Annotated in this window: 16 protein-coding genes; 5 read left to right on the top strand and 11 right to left on the bottom strand. The window is 70.3% G+C overall.

The features are described 5' to 3' along the window. Positions 1-856 precede the first annotated feature (856 nt). Both ACZ6S6_RS30225 and ACZ6S6_RS30220 read left to right on the top strand, forming a co-directional pair. A complete protein-coding gene (locus ACZ6S6_RS30225) occupies positions 857-1,408 on the top strand; it encodes a peroxiredoxin (RefSeq protein ID WP_362967228.1) in 552 nt (183 codons plus the stop codon). A 12-nt stretch (positions 1,409-1,420) separates the two neighbouring features. Next, a complete protein-coding gene (locus ACZ6S6_RS30220; RefSeq protein ID WP_362967226.1) occupies positions 1,421-1,954 on the top strand; it encodes an alkyl hydroperoxide reductase in 534 nt (177 codons plus the stop codon). A gap of 90 nt (positions 1,955-2,044) precedes the next feature. On the opposite strand, the gene ACZ6S6_RS30215 is transcribed toward ACZ6S6_RS30220, so the two are convergent. The 4 genes from ACZ6S6_RS30215 to ACZ6S6_RS30200 all read right to left on the bottom strand — a co-directional run bounded on the left by ACZ6S6_RS30215 (position 2,045) and on the right by ACZ6S6_RS30200 (position 7,194). Further along, positions 2,045-3,463 carry an AI-2E family transporter gene (locus tag ACZ6S6_RS30215; protein WP_469707878.1) on the bottom strand — a complete coding sequence of 473 codons (1,419 nt, stop codon included), beginning with the start codon at positions 3,461-3,463 and terminating at the stop codon, positions 2,045-2,047. Between the two features lie 140 nt (positions 3,464-3,603). Continuing rightward, complete coding sequence (locus ACZ6S6_RS30210; protein WP_362967222.1) at positions 3,604-4,314, bottom strand: aggregation-promoting factor C-terminal-like domain-containing protein; 711 nt, start codon at positions 4,312-4,314, stop codon at positions 3,604-3,606. Positions 4,315-4,705: 391 nt separating this feature from the next. Further along, complete coding sequence (locus tag ACZ6S6_RS30205) at positions 4,706-6,028, bottom strand: PhoH family protein (RefSeq protein WP_362967220.1); 1,323 nt, start codon at positions 6,026-6,028, stop codon at positions 4,706-4,708. Between the two features lie 404 nt (positions 6,029-6,432). Beyond that, positions 6,433-7,194: an isoprenyl transferase gene (locus ACZ6S6_RS30200; protein WP_362967218.1), complete on the bottom strand. Its 762-nt coding sequence runs from the start codon at positions 7,192-7,194 to the stop codon at positions 6,433-6,435. Positions 7,195-7,384: 190 nt separating this feature from the next. Here ACZ6S6_RS30200 and mgrA point away from each other — a divergent pair, with 190 nt between their 5' ends. After that, entirely contained in the window at positions 7,385-8,425 is a 1,041-nt protein-coding gene (gene mgrA, locus ACZ6S6_RS30195; protein WP_469707874.1) for an L-glyceraldehyde 3-phosphate reductase, read from the top strand. A 338-nt stretch (positions 8,426-8,763) separates the two neighbouring features. Here the strand turns inward: mgrA and ACZ6S6_RS30190 are convergent, their stop codons facing one another. From ACZ6S6_RS30190 to ACZ6S6_RS30180, 3 genes are all read right to left on the bottom strand, one after another. After that, entirely contained in the window at positions 8,764-9,222 is a 459-nt protein-coding gene (locus tag ACZ6S6_RS30190) for a hypothetical protein (RefSeq protein ID WP_362967213.1), read from the bottom strand. A 69-nt stretch (positions 9,223-9,291) separates the two neighbouring features. Next, on the bottom strand, positions 9,292-10,101 hold the full coding sequence (locus ACZ6S6_RS30185; protein ID WP_469707871.1) for a class I SAM-dependent methyltransferase: 810 nt from the start codon (positions 10,099-10,101) through the stop codon (positions 9,292-9,294). Positions 10,102-10,166: 65 nt separating this feature from the next. Beyond that, positions 10,167-11,054: a prepilin peptidase gene (locus ACZ6S6_RS30180; RefSeq protein WP_469707869.1), complete on the bottom strand. Its 888-nt coding sequence runs from the start codon at positions 11,052-11,054 to the stop codon at positions 10,167-10,169. 103 nt (positions 11,055-11,157) lie between these two features. On the opposite strand from ACZ6S6_RS30180, the gene ACZ6S6_RS30175 reads away from it, so the two are divergent. After that, a complete protein-coding gene (locus ACZ6S6_RS30175; RefSeq protein WP_469707867.1) occupies positions 11,158-11,541 on the top strand; it encodes a DUF192 domain-containing protein in 384 nt (127 codons plus the stop codon). Positions 11,542-11,660: 119 nt separating this feature from the next. On the opposite strand, the gene ACZ6S6_RS30170 is transcribed toward ACZ6S6_RS30175, so the two are convergent. Next, on the bottom strand, positions 11,661-12,866 hold the full coding sequence (locus ACZ6S6_RS30170) for a hypothetical protein (protein WP_469707865.1): 1,206 nt from the start codon (positions 12,864-12,866) through the stop codon (positions 11,661-11,663). 76 nt (positions 12,867-12,942) lie between these two features. Beyond that, positions 12,943-13,287: a hypothetical protein gene (locus tag ACZ6S6_RS30165; RefSeq protein ID WP_469707863.1), complete on the bottom strand. Its 345-nt coding sequence runs from the start codon at positions 13,285-13,287 to the stop codon at positions 12,943-12,945. A gap of 200 nt (positions 13,288-13,487) precedes the next feature. Here ACZ6S6_RS30165 and ACZ6S6_RS30160 point away from each other — a divergent pair, with 200 nt between their 5' ends. Next, the gene (locus tag ACZ6S6_RS30160; RefSeq protein WP_362967201.1) at positions 13,488-14,078 is read left to right on the top strand and encodes a hypothetical protein; all 591 of its coding nucleotides are present in this window, start codon (positions 13,488-13,490) and stop codon (positions 14,076-14,078) included. Between the two features lie 58 nt (positions 14,079-14,136). On the opposite strand, the gene ACZ6S6_RS30155 is transcribed toward ACZ6S6_RS30160, so the two are convergent. Next, positions 14,137-14,847: an Imm52 family immunity protein gene (locus tag ACZ6S6_RS30155; RefSeq protein WP_469707859.1), complete on the bottom strand. Its 711-nt coding sequence runs from the start codon at positions 14,845-14,847 to the stop codon at positions 14,137-14,139. Between the two features lie 17 nt (positions 14,848-14,864). Next, positions 14,865-15,458 carry a hypothetical protein gene (locus ACZ6S6_RS30150; RefSeq protein WP_362967196.1) on the bottom strand — a complete coding sequence of 198 codons (594 nt, stop codon included), beginning with the start codon at positions 15,456-15,458 and terminating at the stop codon, positions 14,865-14,867. Positions 15,459-15,652 lie beyond the last annotated feature (194 nt).

Below are 15,652 nucleotides of genomic sequence, written 5' to 3'. Positions count from 1 at the left end.
CACCCACGGCCCTCGCCGCCCTTCAGGCCCGGGTCCAGGCACAGACCAGCGAGGACAACAAGATCAAGACGACGTGTTAATGATCTGCAAGCCCTTAGCTGTCGCACCCGTTGGGGATCGTCTCCCGGGTGCGGCAGCGGTGGTGCACGAGCCAGCCGATCGGGTCGGTCTCGACTATGAAACCCGCCTGCACCGCTCCGAAGCCATGATCCGGCTTGAGGAGTACTTGCACCGTTCGCCAGAGGGCCAGAAGCTCGATCAGAACAGCGTCATTGCCTCACCGGTCTCCACGGACACTGCCTGTTACCCCTCGAGCTCCAACTGCCAAGCAGCAGCCTGCGCAAGCGGCACATGGGTCTCCGAACCGGCGCACAGCGTCAGCGACTTCCGCTCGCGTTTGTGGTCGACGACCGCACCGTGCCCCAGCCTCTTCGTGAGCATGAGGGCGACGGAACGACCGCAGGCGGGGCAGGAAGCTCGGGGCAGCGCCATATCACCAGGATGGCTTGCCCCGAGAGCGCGGCAGGCGACGGTGTGCGGCGGGCAGGCCACCTCAAACCCATACGCGACCAAAAGGGCGATCTTGCAGCGAGGGTGAACCGGAGAACAGGGCCCCGGAAATGGTGATGAACACAATTTCCCGCACCATGATCGAACCCGGCGGGACCGAAAAATGCGGCCCACTCTGTTCTCCTGGGCAGGGGCCTCAGAGCGGGCCGCTGAGCCGAGCATCCCACGCATAGCACTGATCCCCTACTCCTATCAATCCCTTCGGCGTGGCCGATTTCCGTGATCAATGGGGCATGTGGGACTGTGCTTAGGTCCAACCCCGAGCAACACAGGAGTGCCCCGAATCATGCTCACTGTCGGTGACCAGTTTCCCCAGTTCGAACTGACTGCTTGCGTCTCCCTGGAGAAGGGCAAGGAGTTCGAGACCATCACCCACAAGTCGTATGAGGGCTGGAAAGTGATTTTCGCGTGGCCGAAGGACTTCACCTTCGTGTGCCCCACCGAGATCGCCGCCTTCGGGAAGCTGAACGAGGAGTTCGCCGACCGCGACGCCCAGGTTCTCGGCTTCTCCGGTGACTCCGAGTTCGTGCACCACGCCTGGCGCAAGGACCACCCGGACCTGACCGACCTGCCGTTCCCGATGCTGGCCGACTCCAAGCACGAGCTCATGCGGGACCTCGGCATCGAGGGCGAGGACGGCTTCGCGCAGCGCGCCGTCTTCATCGTCGACCAGAACAACGAGATCCAGTTCACGATGGTGACCGCCGGTTCCGTGGGCCGTAACCCCAAGGAGGTCCTGCGGGTCCTCGACGCCCTGCAGACCGACGAGCTGTGCCCCTGTAACTGGACCAAGGGTGAGACCACCCTGGACCCGGTCGCGCTCCTCTCGGGCGAGTGAGCTGACACCGACATGGCACTCGACGAACTGAAGGCCGCTCTTCCGGACTTCGCCAAGGACCTGAAGCTGAACCTCGGTTCGGTCATCGGGAACAGCGAACTGCCGCAGCAGCAGCTCTGGGGCACCGTCCTCGCCTGCGCGATCGCCTCGCGCTCGCCGAAGGTGCTGCGCGAGCTGGAGCCGGAGGCGAAGGCCGCCCTCTCCGCGGAGGCGTACACCGCCGCGAAGTCGGCCGCCGCCATCATGGCGATGAACAACGTCTTCTACCGGACCCGGCACCTGCTGTCGGACCCCGAGTACGGGACGCTCCGTGCGGGCCTGCGGATGAACGTGATCGGCAAGCCGGGCGTGGAGAAGGTCGACTTCGAGCTGTGGTCGCTCGCCGTCTCCGCGATCAACGGCTGCGGCCAGTGCCTGGACTCCCACGAGCAGGTGCTGCGCCAGGCCGGCGTGGACCGTGAGACCATTCAGGAAGCCGTCAAGATCGCCTCGGTGATCCAGGCGGTCGGCGTGACGCTTGAGGCCGAGGCCGTCCTCGCCGAGTAACACCCGCAGTACCCCTGTACGAGAAGGGCCCCGAGGACGACCGACCGTCCACGGGGCCCTTCTTTCTGTGCCCGCTTCTTCTGTGCCTGTTCAGGGTTCCTTCGGCGCGTCCGCCACCGGCTCCTTGTCGCTGCGGTCGCCGTTCCCCTCCGGCGGCGATCCGGGCGCCGGGGTCGGCGCCACGTCCAGTGCGGTCGAGCCGTGCGGGGGCGGCGAATGGCGCCGGGACTCCTCCTGCCCGTACGCGCGCAGATAGCCGACCACGGTATTGGTGACCGCGACCAGCGGCACCGCGACGACAGCGCCCCCGATACCCGCGATCATGCCGCCCGCGGCGACCGAGAGCACCACGGCCAGCGGGTGCACGCGCACCGCGCGGCCCAGGATGAACGGCTGCAGGATGTGGCCCTCGATCTGCTGCACCGCCAGGACCACCACCAGCACCATCAGCGCGGTGAACACGCCCTCGGTGACCAGCGCCACCACCACGGCCAGCGCCCCGGAGACCACCGCTCCGACGAGCGGGATGAAAGCGAAGAGGAAGATGAAGACGGCCAGCGGTACGGCCATCGGCACCTTGAGGAAGTAGATCCCGAGGCCGATGAAGATCGCGTCGATCAGCGCGACTATGACCGTGCCCCGCACATACGCGGTCAGTGTGCGCCAGGCGCGCGGACCGGCGCCGGCGACGCCCGGCCGGGCCTGGGCGGGCACGAGCTTGAGCACCCAGTGCCAGATGCGTTTGCCGTCGTACAGCAGGAAGAGCGTGGAGAACATCGCCAGCAGCATCCCGGTGAGGAGCTCCACCATCACCGTGACGCCCTGGAGTCCGGCGGAGGTTATGGCCTCGGTGTTGGTGCCGACGGTGTCGCTGAGGTTCTTCGCGACGTCGTTGATCTGCTGGTCGGTGACATGGAACGGGCTGTCCAGCAGCCAGTTCTTCAGGTCCTCGATACCCGTGCGCACCTTGTCGGAGAGGGTGTCGATGTTGTCCATCACCTGCCAGACGACGAACCAGCCGACCAGGCCCATGATCACGAAGCCCAGGACCGCGGTGACCGCGGTGGCCAGTCCGCGCGGCAGCCCGTACCGCCTCAGCCGGGCGACCGTCGGCTGGAGCATCGCGGTGACGAGCAGCGCGGCGACGAAGGCCAGCACCACCAACTGCACGGCGCTGATGACCCGCATGAGCACCCAGAGGGTGCCCGCGAGCACGAGCAGCCGCCAGCCGGCCTCGGCGGCCACCCGCATCCCCCAGGGGATCGCGGCGACCGGATCGGGGCGAGCGGCGACCGAGGGGGCGTACGCGGGCGGCGGCGGCACATGGTCGACGGCGGCGGCGCCCTTCGCGAGCCCGTCCCCCGGCTCCGTGCCGGCCATCGCCGGTGAACCCTCGCGCGCCGCCTTGTCGTCCTCGTCATCGGCCTCGACGCGGCGTTCCTCCAGGCGCTCACCCAGCCTGCTCAGTTCAGCACCCAGTTGTCCGAGCCATCCCGGCAGTTTTGACATAACGGTTCCTCTACCCCCGTCCGTTCTCCCCACCGCTCCCCCCTGGAACGGTCCCGCACGACCGTACATGCGCGAAGCCCCCCACCGTAGGACGGCGAGGGGCTTCGTGCGGTTGAGACCGGAACGAACCGGCGAGGGCTCTAGTACGACTGGTGCTCCAGCCAGAAGGACCAGGCACCGCACGGGCTGCCGTAGCGGCCGTTCATGTAGCTGAGGCCCCACTTGATCTGCGTGGCCGGGTTGGTCTGCCAGTCGGCACCGGCGGACGCCATCTTCGAGCCGGGATACGCCTGGACGAGGCCGTAGGCGCCGGAAGACGGGTTGGTCGCCCGGTAGTTCCAGGTCGACTCGTGGTCCACGATGTTGCTGAAGCACTGGAACTGGTCGGCGGGCACGATCTGACGCGCGAGCGCCTGGATCTCGGCCACGCTGTACGAGCTCTGGGCGGTGAAGGAGGGGGAGGAGGCAGTGCGGACCTCGGAACGGCTGGCGCGTTCGGCTTCGTCCTTCTTGTCCTGCCGCTCCTTCGCCAGCTGGTCCTCGGCCGCCTGCTTCTTCGTCTTGGCGTCCTTGGCGGCCTGGATACGGGCCGACTCCTCGGCGGACTTCTTCGCCGTCGCGTCGGCCGCCGACGCCTGGGCGTCGGCCTGCTGCGTCAGAGAAGCGGTCTGCACCTGGGCCTGCTGGCCCGCGGGGATGTCGGCGAGCAGCGTGGTGTCGGCTGCGGTGGCCTCGAAGTTGTTGTCGTCGACAGCGGGAGTACTGCCCGCCGCAACTCCTACGACGGCGCCTACGGTGGTTACCGCTGTGGCAGATGCCACGGCGAACCCCCGGACCGAGATCCGGCTCACACGGTGTCCTTCCAGCATCGCCCGCTTAGGTGACCTCGCGGGCGCAATCGTGCCCCTGAACGCTGGCCTCCCTACTGCTTGGGTCACGGGAGACACGGGCCCGGTGGGCGACTCCCCGGAGGGAGCGCCGCGTGGTGCTCGCGGGCGGCATACGGACGGCGGTTGTTGAGTTGTGTGGTGCCTTGCACCTCGGGAGGTGCGGGGGTGCCGTATGCGGGGCCTGACGGAAGCAAGACTCTGCCGGAACGGGACGCCGTGAAGCAATTCTCTGTTGCGTGTGAAAGCTCACACCTCGTTTGGAGCATGTGAATTACGGAAATGGCACCGCAACACGATGCCGCCCGGCTAGGCTCCTTGGCTCGCCGGGCGGCACCAACTGTCCTATCCCGTGTCAGATCTGGCCTTCCTCCAGCATTTCGGTCACCAGCGCGGCGATGGGGGAACGCTCGGACCGGGTGAGCGTGATGTGCGCGAAGAGCGGATGGCCCTTCAGCTTCTCGACCACGGCGACCACTCCGTCGAACCGGCCGACCCGGAGGTTGTCCCGCTGGGCCACGTCATGCGTGAGCACCACCCGGGAATTAGCCCCGATCCGGGACAACACGGTCAGCAGCACGTTCCGTTCCAGCGACTGGGCCTCGTCCACGATCACGAAGGCGTCGTGGAGCGACCGGCCCCGGATGTGGGTGAGCGGCAGCACCTCCAGCATCCCCCGCCCCAGGACCTCTTCGATGACCTCGCGCCCGGCGACCGCCGAGAGCGTGTCGAAGACGGCCTGCGCCCAGGGACCCATCTTCTCGGCCTCGGAACCGGGCAGATAGCCGAGATCCTGCCCGCCGACCGCGTACAGCGGACGGAAGACCATCACCTTCTTGTGCTGCCCCCGCTCCAGCACTGCCTCCAGACCGGCGCAGAGCGCCAGGGCGGATTTGCCGGTGCCGGCCCGGCCGCCGAGCGAGACGATGCCGACTTCCTGGTCCAGCAGCAGATCCAGGGCGATGCGCTGTTCGGCGCTGCGGCCGTGGATGCCGAAGGCCTCCCGGTCGCCGCGGACGAGCCGGACATTGCCCTCCGGCGTCACCCGGCCGAGCGCCTTGCCGCGCTCGGACTGGAGGACCAGACCGGTGTGCACGGGCAGATCGGCGGCCTCGGGAACGTACAGCGTCTCCTCTCCGAAGAGCAGGTCCACCTGTTCGGCGGCGAGGGGCAGTTCGCCCATCCCCGTCCAGCCCGAGTCGGTGATGGCGAGTTCGGCGCGGTACTCCTCGGCCAGGAGGCCGACCGACGACGCCTTGATGCGCAGCGGCAGGTCCTTGGAGACGACCGTGACGTCGTACCCCTCGGCCTGGAGATTGCGCGCGACCGCGAGAATCCGTGAGTCGTTGTCCCCCAACCGGTAGCCGGCGGGCAGTACGCCGGGATCGGAATGGTTGAGTTCGACGCGCAGCGTCCCGCCGAGATCCCCGAGCGGGATCGGGGCATCCAGCCGGCCGTACCGGACCCGGAAGTCGTCCAGCAGGCGCAGGGCCTGCCGGGCGAAGTACCCCAGCTCAGGATGGTGCCGTTTGGCCTCCAGTTCCGTGACCACGACGATCGGGAGCACGACTTCGTGCTCGTCGAAGCGGGACATGGCGTTCGGATCGGCCAGCAGGACGCTGGTGTCGAGAACATAGGTGCGCCTGTCGGGCATGCGGCGCTTTGTGCTGGTCACCACGGAAGGACGTACCCCCTCGGACGAGGTTGGGGTGCGACGACGTCGCGGAGCATCCCAAAGGGAGAGGACGGACCGGGCTTCGGCCACCTTGCGCGGGCCGAGCGCCGGCCCTCGACGTCAGCCGCACTGTATGTACGGTCCTTCGTGTGCAAAGGGCCTCCCGGGCGAGCGGACTCGATGCCGCTCACTTGGTGACGACATCCGCCTGGTTCCTGACCGGACGTCGACCTGTCAGGGGTATTCCCTCGAACACGCGAAGCCATGCCGCCGGGGGCGGGCGGGGTGGGAGAGTGCACCGCCTACGGGGCCACCGGCCAAGAACACCACCCGAACGGTGGCTTCCGCTGCCGTCCCCGGCACACGCGGAACGGACCGGGCGGGGGCGGGCCGCCGGGAGAGTGGTGTCAGCCGCCGTAGCGGCGGTGACGGGCCGCGTAGTCACGCAGGGCCCGCAGGAAGTCGACCCGGCGGAAGGCCGGCCAGAAGACCTCGCAGAAGTAGTACTCCGAGTGCGCGCTCTGCCAGAGCATGAAGCCGGACAGGCGCTGCTCCCCGCTGGTCCGGATCACCAGGTCCGGGTCGGGCTGGCCACGGGTGTAGAGGTGCTCGGAGATCAGGTCGGTCGAGACGATCTCCGCCAGGTCCTCGAAGGAGGTGCCCTTCGAGGAGTGGTCGAGCAGCAGTGACCGCACCGCGTCCGCGATCTCCTGCCGGCCCCCGTAGCCGACGGCGACGTTGACCAGTATTCCGTCGACCCCGATCGTGTCCTGCTCGGCCTCTTTGAGGACCATCTGTGTGTGCGCGGGCAGCAGGTCGAGCGTGCCGACGTGGTGGACCCGCCAGCGGCCGTCCGCGACGAGGTCGCGCACGGTGTTCTCGATGATGCCGAGGAGCGGGATCAGCTCCGACTCGGGCCGGTCGAAGTTGTCCGTGGACAGCATCCAGAGGGTGACGACCTCGACGTCGGTCTCACTGCACCAGCCGAGGAGCTCCTTGATCTTGTCCGCGCCGGCCTGGTGGCCCTCGGCGGCCGTACCACCGGAGGCCTTCGCCCAGCGCCGGTTCCCGTCGAGGATGACACCGATGTGCTTGGGCACCTGGGTGTGATCGAGGCGGGCCTCCACCCGGCGGGCGTAGAGCCCGTACACCAGGTCGCGCAAGTTCACTGAGTCCACCTCTCGGTTCGGTGCGGGCCCGCCCGCCGCCTCGCCCGGGGCTGTCCCCCTGGGGATCGTCGCACCGGTAGGGGGCTGATCGCCCCGCCGTGCCGTGGCAGTCCCGAAGCCGCCACATTACTGCGCAGGCGTCGCACCGGCCCAACCCGGCCTGTCACAGGTCCGTGATAAAGAGGGAAACGTGACTGATTCCTCTTCCTCTTACCAGGCCGCCGGCACGCGCTACGACTCCATGGAGTACCGGCGCACCGGCCGCAGCGGCCTCAAGCTCCCGGCCGTCTCGCTCGGCCTCTGGCACAACTTCGGCGACGACCGCGCGCTCGACTCGCAGCGCGCCATCCTGCGCCGCGCCTTCGACCTCGGCGTGACCCATTTCGACCTGGCCAACAACTACGGACCGCCGCCCGGCTCGGCCGAGCTCAACTTCGGCAAGCTCTTCCGGCAGGACTTCGCCCCGTACCGCGACGAGCTGGTGATCTCCACCAAGGCCGGGTACGACATGCACCCCGGCCCCTACGGCGAGTGGGGCTCGCGCAAGTACCTGCTGTCGTCGCTCGACGCCTCCCTCGGGCGGATGGGCCTCGACCACGTCGACATCTTCTACTCGCACCGCTTCGACCCGGACACCCCGCTGGAGGAGACGATGGGGGCCCTGGCCTCCGCCGTGCGGCAGGGCAAGGCGCTGTACGTCGGGGTGTCCTCGTACAACTCCGGGCAGACCGCCGAGGCGGCCCGGCTGCTCAGGGAGATGGGCGTGCCGGCCCTGATCCACCAGCCGTCCTACTCGATGATCAACCGCTGGACCGAGGACGACGGACTGCTGGACACGCTGGAGGCGGCCGGCATGGGCTGCATCTCCTTCGTGCCGCTCGCCCAGGGGCTGCTGACCAACAAGTACCTGAAGGGCATCCCGGAGGGTTCGCGCGCCACCCAGGGCAAGTCCCTCGACCCGGACCTGCTCTCGGACGAGGTGGTGCGCCGGCTCAACGGGCTGAACGACATCGCACGGGGGCGCGGCCAGTCGCTGGCCCAGCTGGCCCTCAACTGGGTGCTGCGCGACAGCCGCATGACGTCGGCTCTGATCGGCGCGTCGAGCGTGAAGCAGCTGGAGGAGAACGTCGCGGCGCTGGCCGGTCCGGCTCTGTCCGCAGCGGAGTTGAAGGAGATCGACACCTTCGCCGTGGACACCGCGGGCACCAACATCTGGGCCGGACGGTCCTGACGGACCACACATCGGCGGGTGCCACGCGCCCCGTCTGCGCCGGAGCACAAAAAAACGGGCCGGTCCGTGGGGGGGGTTACGGACCGGCCCGAGGGGGGGTTTCCACCATAACCCTTCGTAAGTGATGCTGTGTGCATCGCCGCCGAATAATTACTCTCCGAATGTGCGGGACTCCGTTGTGAGCACGGAATACGGGGCTCCGGAGCCCTTGGACCTGCACGGACACCCGGGAGTGTCGCCTTGACGCCGGAACCGTCCACGAGACATGCACAGGACGTACACATTCCGGCTGCGCGCGGCGGCCGGCGAGGTCGGGGCCTCTCGTTTGGATCATGCCGTCAGGTCGCGGACGCCGCGCCCCGGTGGCCCCGGGTGAACCTGATTCCCACGGTGTCGCCGCCGATGACCACGAAGCGGCCGCCCTCGCAGCGGATGACGGCCTCGTGGACCTCGCCCCGCTCGTCCCGGCGCTCCTCGGTACTCAGCACCGTCCAGCCGCCGTCGGGCGGTTGCGGCAGGTTCGCCATCGTCGCGAACTCCCACTGCGCGGCCGGTACGCACCAGTCGGGCAGACGCGGCCAGGTACCGGCGCCGACGTGCAGGGTGCCGTCGGATGCACACGTCAGAAGCACCGACTGGCTGTCGGACAGCAGGAATTCAACGGCCTCCGGCTCACCCATCCGCCCCTCGGGGCGGTAGAAGACACCCAGGACACCGACGATCCGTGCGCCTCTGAGCCATTCGGAGTTCCCCTGCCGCGGGCTGCGCGTGGCTTCCTCGTCGCTGCCGACCCTCATGGCCTGCTCCTTCCCCGTGGGCTCAGCGACCAGAGTGCCATCCTTCGGGCGCCGGAAGGGAATACGGCCTCAGAGAAGCCGCCCCGGTTTGCGGGCCTCGATCAGAAAGCGGGTGGTGTGCGCGACGAACGGGCCCTCGTTCTCGATCTGCTGGTGCAGCGCGGCCAGTTGTGGCCGGTACCGCTCGACGGTGAAGCCCGGCACCATCCAGATCACCTTGCGCAGGAAGTAGACGACGGCGCCGATGTCGAAGAACTCGGTACGCAGTCGCTCGGGCCGCAGGGCGACGACTTCGAGACCGGCCGCCTCGGCGGCGGCGCGCGCCTGTTCCGGGTCGCGTGCGCCACGCACCCGCGGCGGCTGCGGGCCGAGGAAGTACTCGACGAGTTCGAAGACGCTGGCGGGGCCGACCTGCTGCGAGAAGTACGTGCCGCCGGGTGCCAGGACCCGGGCGATCTCGTCCCACCAGGTGGTCACAGGATGCCGGCTGACGACGAGGTCGAAGGCCGCGTCACCGAACGGCAGCGGCGGCTCGTCCGCGTCCGCGACGACGGCCGCGCCGAGCGGGTGCAGCAGGGCGGTGGCGCGGGCGATGTTCGGCGGCCAGGACTCGGTGGCGACGGTCAGCGGAGGCAGCTTCGGCGCGGAGGCGAGGACCTCGCCCCCGCCGGTCTGGATGTCGAGCGCGGCGCCCGCCCGGCCCAGCCGCTCCCCCATGGCACGGGCGTAACCCCAGGAGGGCCGTTCCTCGGTGGCCCGGCCGTCGAGCCAGGAGAAGTCCCATCCGGCCACGGAGACGGTGTCCGCCTCGGTGACCAGGGCGTCGAACCGGGCGCGGGCCGCCTCCGCCGCTTGCGTGTCTTCGGGTGTTCCGGGCATACGGCATGGTCCCAGCCGGGCACCGCCACACGCGACCGTAATAGGGCGGGGTCAGCCGGGCGGGCTCAGGCGGCCAGGCCGCCGACGAGGATTCCCAGCAGCGCTCCGGCGATCATGAACGGGCCGAACGGGATGCCCGTCTTGCGCCCGGCGCGGCGCATGAGCATCAGCCCGAGGCCGTACACCGCGCCGAACAGGAACCCGGCGAAGCCGCCGGCGAACACGACGGCCCAGCCGTACCAGCCGAGCGCCACGCCCAGCGACAGCGCGAGCTTCACGTCGCCGAAGCCCATTCCGCTCGGGTTGATGAGGAAGAGCAGGAAGTAGAACCCGCCGAGGGCGACGCCACCCAGCAGGGCGGACAGCCAGGAGCCGCCGTGTTCCGGGAGCAGTACGGCGACGCCCAGGAGGACGGCGGCGGCCCCGGCGGCCGGCAGCGTCAGCTCGTCCGGCAGCCGGTGGACGCGGCGGTCGATGGTCGCGAGGAGTACGGCGACGGGGGCGAGCAGCAGCCATACGGCGAGCTCGGGGCGGGCCCCGGTGGTCGCGGCGACGGCGGCGCAGCCGAGGGCGGAGACGACGGGGACGAGGCGGGCGGGCGCGTAGCGCGGGCCGCTCCGGTGCGGCGTGGTGCCGGCGGCACGCGTGTCCGTGTCCGGGCCGGTGTCCGTACGGGAGTCCGCGTCCGTAACAGCATCCGGCCCCGGACGGGCGGCCTCGGCCTCGGTCCTGGTGGCCGTGTGCACGGCGACGGCCGCCCCCACCTCCGCGCAGGTCACACAGCGCGTGGAGCCGAGCCAGCCGCGGCCCGGCCCGGTGAGGGCGTGGCCGGCCGGGCAGGCGTCACGCCACGCGTCCTCGGGTTCGACGGAGAACCGGTAGGCAGCGCGCGGAACCAGCAGTCCGGTCGCGGCACCCCAGAGGGCGGCGACCCCTATCAGGATGGCGTACACGTCACCGACCCTAGGCTCCGGGCACACAGCGGTCATGGGCCCTGGGGCCCATCGCACGCCGTTACGGGCCCAGAGGCCGTCACGTGGCGCTACCGTCATGGCCATGGCTCGATGGCGCAATGGCACAGGAACACTCACGATCACGGACCGAGAGGGGGAACGGGAGACAGCGATACCGCTGCGGATCGCGGCGTCGTACCGTCACCGGAGCCGTGGGCTGCTCGGACAGGACGGCATCGACGGCGCGCTGCTGATCACACCGTGCGGGAGTGTGCACTCCTTCCGCATGCGGTTCACGATCGATGTGGCCTATCTGGACCGGAAGTTGAATGTGGTGGCGGTCCACACGATGAAGCCGGGACGGCTGGGCCTCCCCCGGCTCCGGGCCCGGCACGTGATCGAGTCGGAGGCCGGCGCGATGGCGGAGTGGGGGCTGCGGCCGGGCGTGAAGGTGGGGATCGCCCAGAGCGACGGGCCGGTCGGCTGAACGACGGGACGCCCGGCTGAACGGCGGCCGCTGAGCCCGGAGATGGGGCCGGGGGCCCACGGCAATCGGGCGGCCCGGACCTTGGTGTCGAAAACATGTCGTGGGTCCGTGAGCCCAGCTCACGGCGGGCCGGAGCCGAGCAGCGTCCACGCCCCGTACGCCGCCGAGGCCGCGGCGAGCACCGCGAGGACCGTCGCCGCGCGGGCCGTGGAGCGCAGCCGCAGCAGTGCGACGGCGGGCGGCAGCAGGAGCGGGAACGCGGGCATCATCAGCCGGGGCCGGGAGCCGAAGTAGCCGGATCCGATCAGCGAGATGACGACGACGGCGATGCCGTAGACGAGTACGGGGAGCGGCTGGCGCTGCCGTACGCACAGGTACACCAGCCACCCCAGACCGGCCAGCGCCGCGCACAGCCCGAGCGCTCCGGGCAGCGGAAGGCCGACGATGAACGAGGCGAGGGCCGCGCCGCCGTCGATGCTGTTGCCCCACTGCGCCTGGACGTCGAAGTAGGCGAACGGGCTGCCTTCGCGCACGGCGACGAAGACCACGTAGGCAAGCCAGCCCAGCGGCGCCACGATCACCCCGGCCAGCATCCGGCCGTTGCGGCGGACGATGCCGTCGGTGGCGCCGGCCCGGTACTCGCGCACGAGGGTGGCGGCGGCGGTGATCGCGAGGGCGGCGATGAGCGCGGCGGCGGACGGCCGGGTCAGCCCGGCGAGTACGCACAGCGCACCGGCCACGATCCAGCGCCGGGTCAGCACGGCGTACAGCGACCAGGCGGCGAGCGCGGTGAACAGGGTCTCGGTGTACGCCATCGACTGGACGAACGCCGTCGGGTACACCCCCCACAGCGCGGCCAGCGCCACCCCGGCGCGGCGCCCGTACAGCCGCGCGCCGACGGCGAAGATCCCCCAGGCGGCCAGGAGACCCGCCACCCAGGCGACCAGCAGTCCGGCGCCCGCGAGACCGAGCGGGGTCACCTCCGCGATGCCCCGCTCCAACGCGGGCAGGAGCGGGAAGAAGGCCAGGTCGGAGTGGATGCCGCCGTCGGCGAGCGGGACGGTGTACCCGTAGCCGTTCTCGGCGACCCGCTGGTACCAGACGGAGTCCCAGCGCTCGGCGAGCAGATGGAAGGCGTCCTTCCCGGCGCCGGCCGCGGCCCCCCAGAAGACGACGAGCCCGATGGCACGCACGGCCGCGTAGGCGCCGAGCGCCGGGGCGGCCGAGGCGAGGGCGGCGGCGGCACGTCCGCGGACCGGCCGGTGCTCCGGGGGCCGCGGGTGCGCCCGGAAGCGGGTGGCCTGTGGGGAAGGTTCTGCGGACATACGGCCGATTATCACCGTGCCGGGGTCCTCGGCGGTGGCCGCCCCTGGCCGGGTGCCGGTCCCCGGTGGGCCCGGCTCACCGGCCCTGGCCGGCGGGCGGTGCGGCGAATCCGCGCCGGAGTCCGAGAGCGATCATCGCCGCATGGTCGCGGTAGTGGCCGGTCCGCTCCATGAAGGCCCGCTCCGACGGGATGAGCGCGAGCAGGGTGACCAGCAGGGTGTGCGCCGCGCGCAGCCCGTCCTCCGTCACCGGCAGGCCGGCATCGGCGGCCGCCACCGGATCCGCCGCGAAGAGGACCGGCAGGCTCTCGCCGCACTCCCCCAGCACGAACTCCCGCTGCTCACGGTCGGGCATCGCCGTGCGGAACGCCTCGGTGCACCGGCGCAGCAGCGCCAGCTGATCGGACCCCGGCCTCAGCACCCAGCCCGCCCCGTCGTCCGCCCGCCGGACCCGCGGTCGCGCCCACCACGCAACCCCGTCTCACGTATTTGGGCCCGACTTTGGGGCCAACGGCCCAGGTCACCCGGGCCCGTACGCCGTACGCTCGTGCCGCGCCCGGTGGTCGGGGCGTGCCAGGCACAGGCCGTGCGAGTGGATGTCGGAGAGTGAGAGGGAGAACCGTGAGCGGTGGCAGCGGCTGGGGAAGCGGCAGCACGGGGCAGGTACCTCCCGGGCGTGGTCGCGGCAGACCCGGTGGCAGCGGCTCGCTCCTTTCGCTGGCCCGTAGCTGGGCCGTGGGCGCCCTCGTCCACCTCATCGCCGGGTATCTGATCGCGCGCGGGCTCGTCGATCAGCTGGACACCGACGGGCGGCTCGACGTGTTCACCTGGCGCCTGGCCCTGGTGTACGTGCCCGCCGTCATCATCACCGCGCTGGCGGTTCTCGCCGCCGCCCGCGTCCTGCCCGACGAGCAGCGCTCGTCCCGTCTGCTGTACCCGCTCGCCTCGCTCGCCGTTCCGCTGGCCGCGCTCGGCTACGGATACACCGTTCCGTCGGAGGCCGTGGGGGTCGAGGGCGTGCTGCTGCCGGTCGTCACCCTGGTGACCGGTTCGGCCGTGGGCCTGGCCGTCGACCGGCTGATGGAGGACGAAGGGACGCAGTCGGCCGTTTCCGGCTCGTACTCCTGGCGCGACGACGGCGCCGCCGCCATGGGCTACCTGGGGATCATCCTGCTCGTCGTGACCACGGTCGGCGTCGGCAGCGGCATCTGACCCCGGCCGGGTGCGCCATCAGCGAGCAGCCGTCGAGGTCAGGCTCTCGCTCCGCGCGTCAGAACCTGTCGCGGTCGAAGGGTACGGGGAGCGGCTCAAGCGCACCGGCGGCGCGCAGCACGCGGTTGGCCTCGACGATCGACGCGAGGGATGGTTCCGCCGTACCGCCACGGGTGAGGTCGATGACGAGGCCGCCGGCAGCGGTGCGCGTGTACGTCCCCGGCAGCCCCTCGGGGGCGAGTGCCGCGCGGCCGGGCGAGAGGTACACGGACCGGCCACCGCGTGGAACCGTCACCGAGAGGCCGAACTCGTCGGCCACGGCGTCGTACTCGTCGTCGTCGTAGACCTCGCCCCAGTCGGCGTCCCAGCTCGCACCGACCGCGGCCATCACCTCTCCGGAGCGGCGCACCAGGTCCGCCGACTCGTCGAGCTCCTGCGAACGGAGCTTGACGACGCAGCTGTCAGGAACACGGCTGGCCGAACCTCCCGCGTTGATCCATGTCCCCACCTGGGGCCGGCCGGGGCCGCCGGCGGCCGTGCTCAGCGACGCCACCCGCCCGATGTAGTCCGCGTCGGGCTCGGGATTCCGCCGGTCGATGTACGCGGCGACGGCCGAGTCGGTGAGCTGAACGGCGGGCGGTGTCTCGTCGTATTCGGCCGCCTCGTGCCACTGGCCGCAGGTGTCGCCGTCGATCGCCGCCAGCGCGCGAAGCAGCACGAGCCATCGCTCCGCCAGCTGATCGGGGCTCTGCTCGCGAACACCCCACATGGCGTGAACTATTACCGTCACCGGCTGGGGACTTCGCTGCCGTAGACGACCCAGGGGGACTGCTCGAACGAGCTCACCCCGGACAACTGAGGCTGCATGGACGCGACTTCGGAGCGCACCGCGAGCGTGTCCGGCCAGCAGTCGAAGTACACCGCCCCCTTCACGATGAAGCCCCTCCAGTCGGTCGCCGCCGACGCGCCCTCCCGGTCGACGACGAAGCCGATACAGAGTACCGAGGCCCTGCCTATCGCCTCCCGGATCGCGCGGACGACCGTTTCCCGCTCGTCGCGGCTCAGCGCGCCGAGGGCGAACTGCAGCGCGACCGTCCCGTCGTCCGTCCGCCGGACCCGGGTGGGTATCTCGGCTCCGCTGCTCACCCAGAGCAGGAAGTCGACCTGGTCCAGCCGTTGCAGGCCGGCCAGCAGCACCAGTTGGTCCCTGGTCACCCACGACTGGGTGCCCGATGGTTCGGCGCCCGGACTGATGAGCGTGATGCGCCGAGTGGCCGGGTGCGCGGGACGGACGCCGGACGCCTCCAGGTCCCCGAGCAGCGACTCGGCATCGGGGCGGCTCCAGCCCACGTGGTACGAGTAGAAGAATCCGTCACTCATGACACCGCACCCCATAAAAGTGTGGGCACCCGCTTCGTCCGGACACGCCGGCCGAGAGGTGACCGCCCTGCAGATCAGGTAGAGCGTGAAGATCCCTGCGCACCGGAGCGCGCCTGATCGGCCCGCCTGGTGGCGGTGGCGTCGGACGGCTCGCAGTCGGTCACTCATGAGCGTAATCAGCCCTGCCGCCCGAG

It is taken from the genome of Streptomyces sp. NPDC048671 (assembly GCF_055587045.1).
This window is presented reverse-complemented; position numbering and strand designations above follow the sequence as displayed.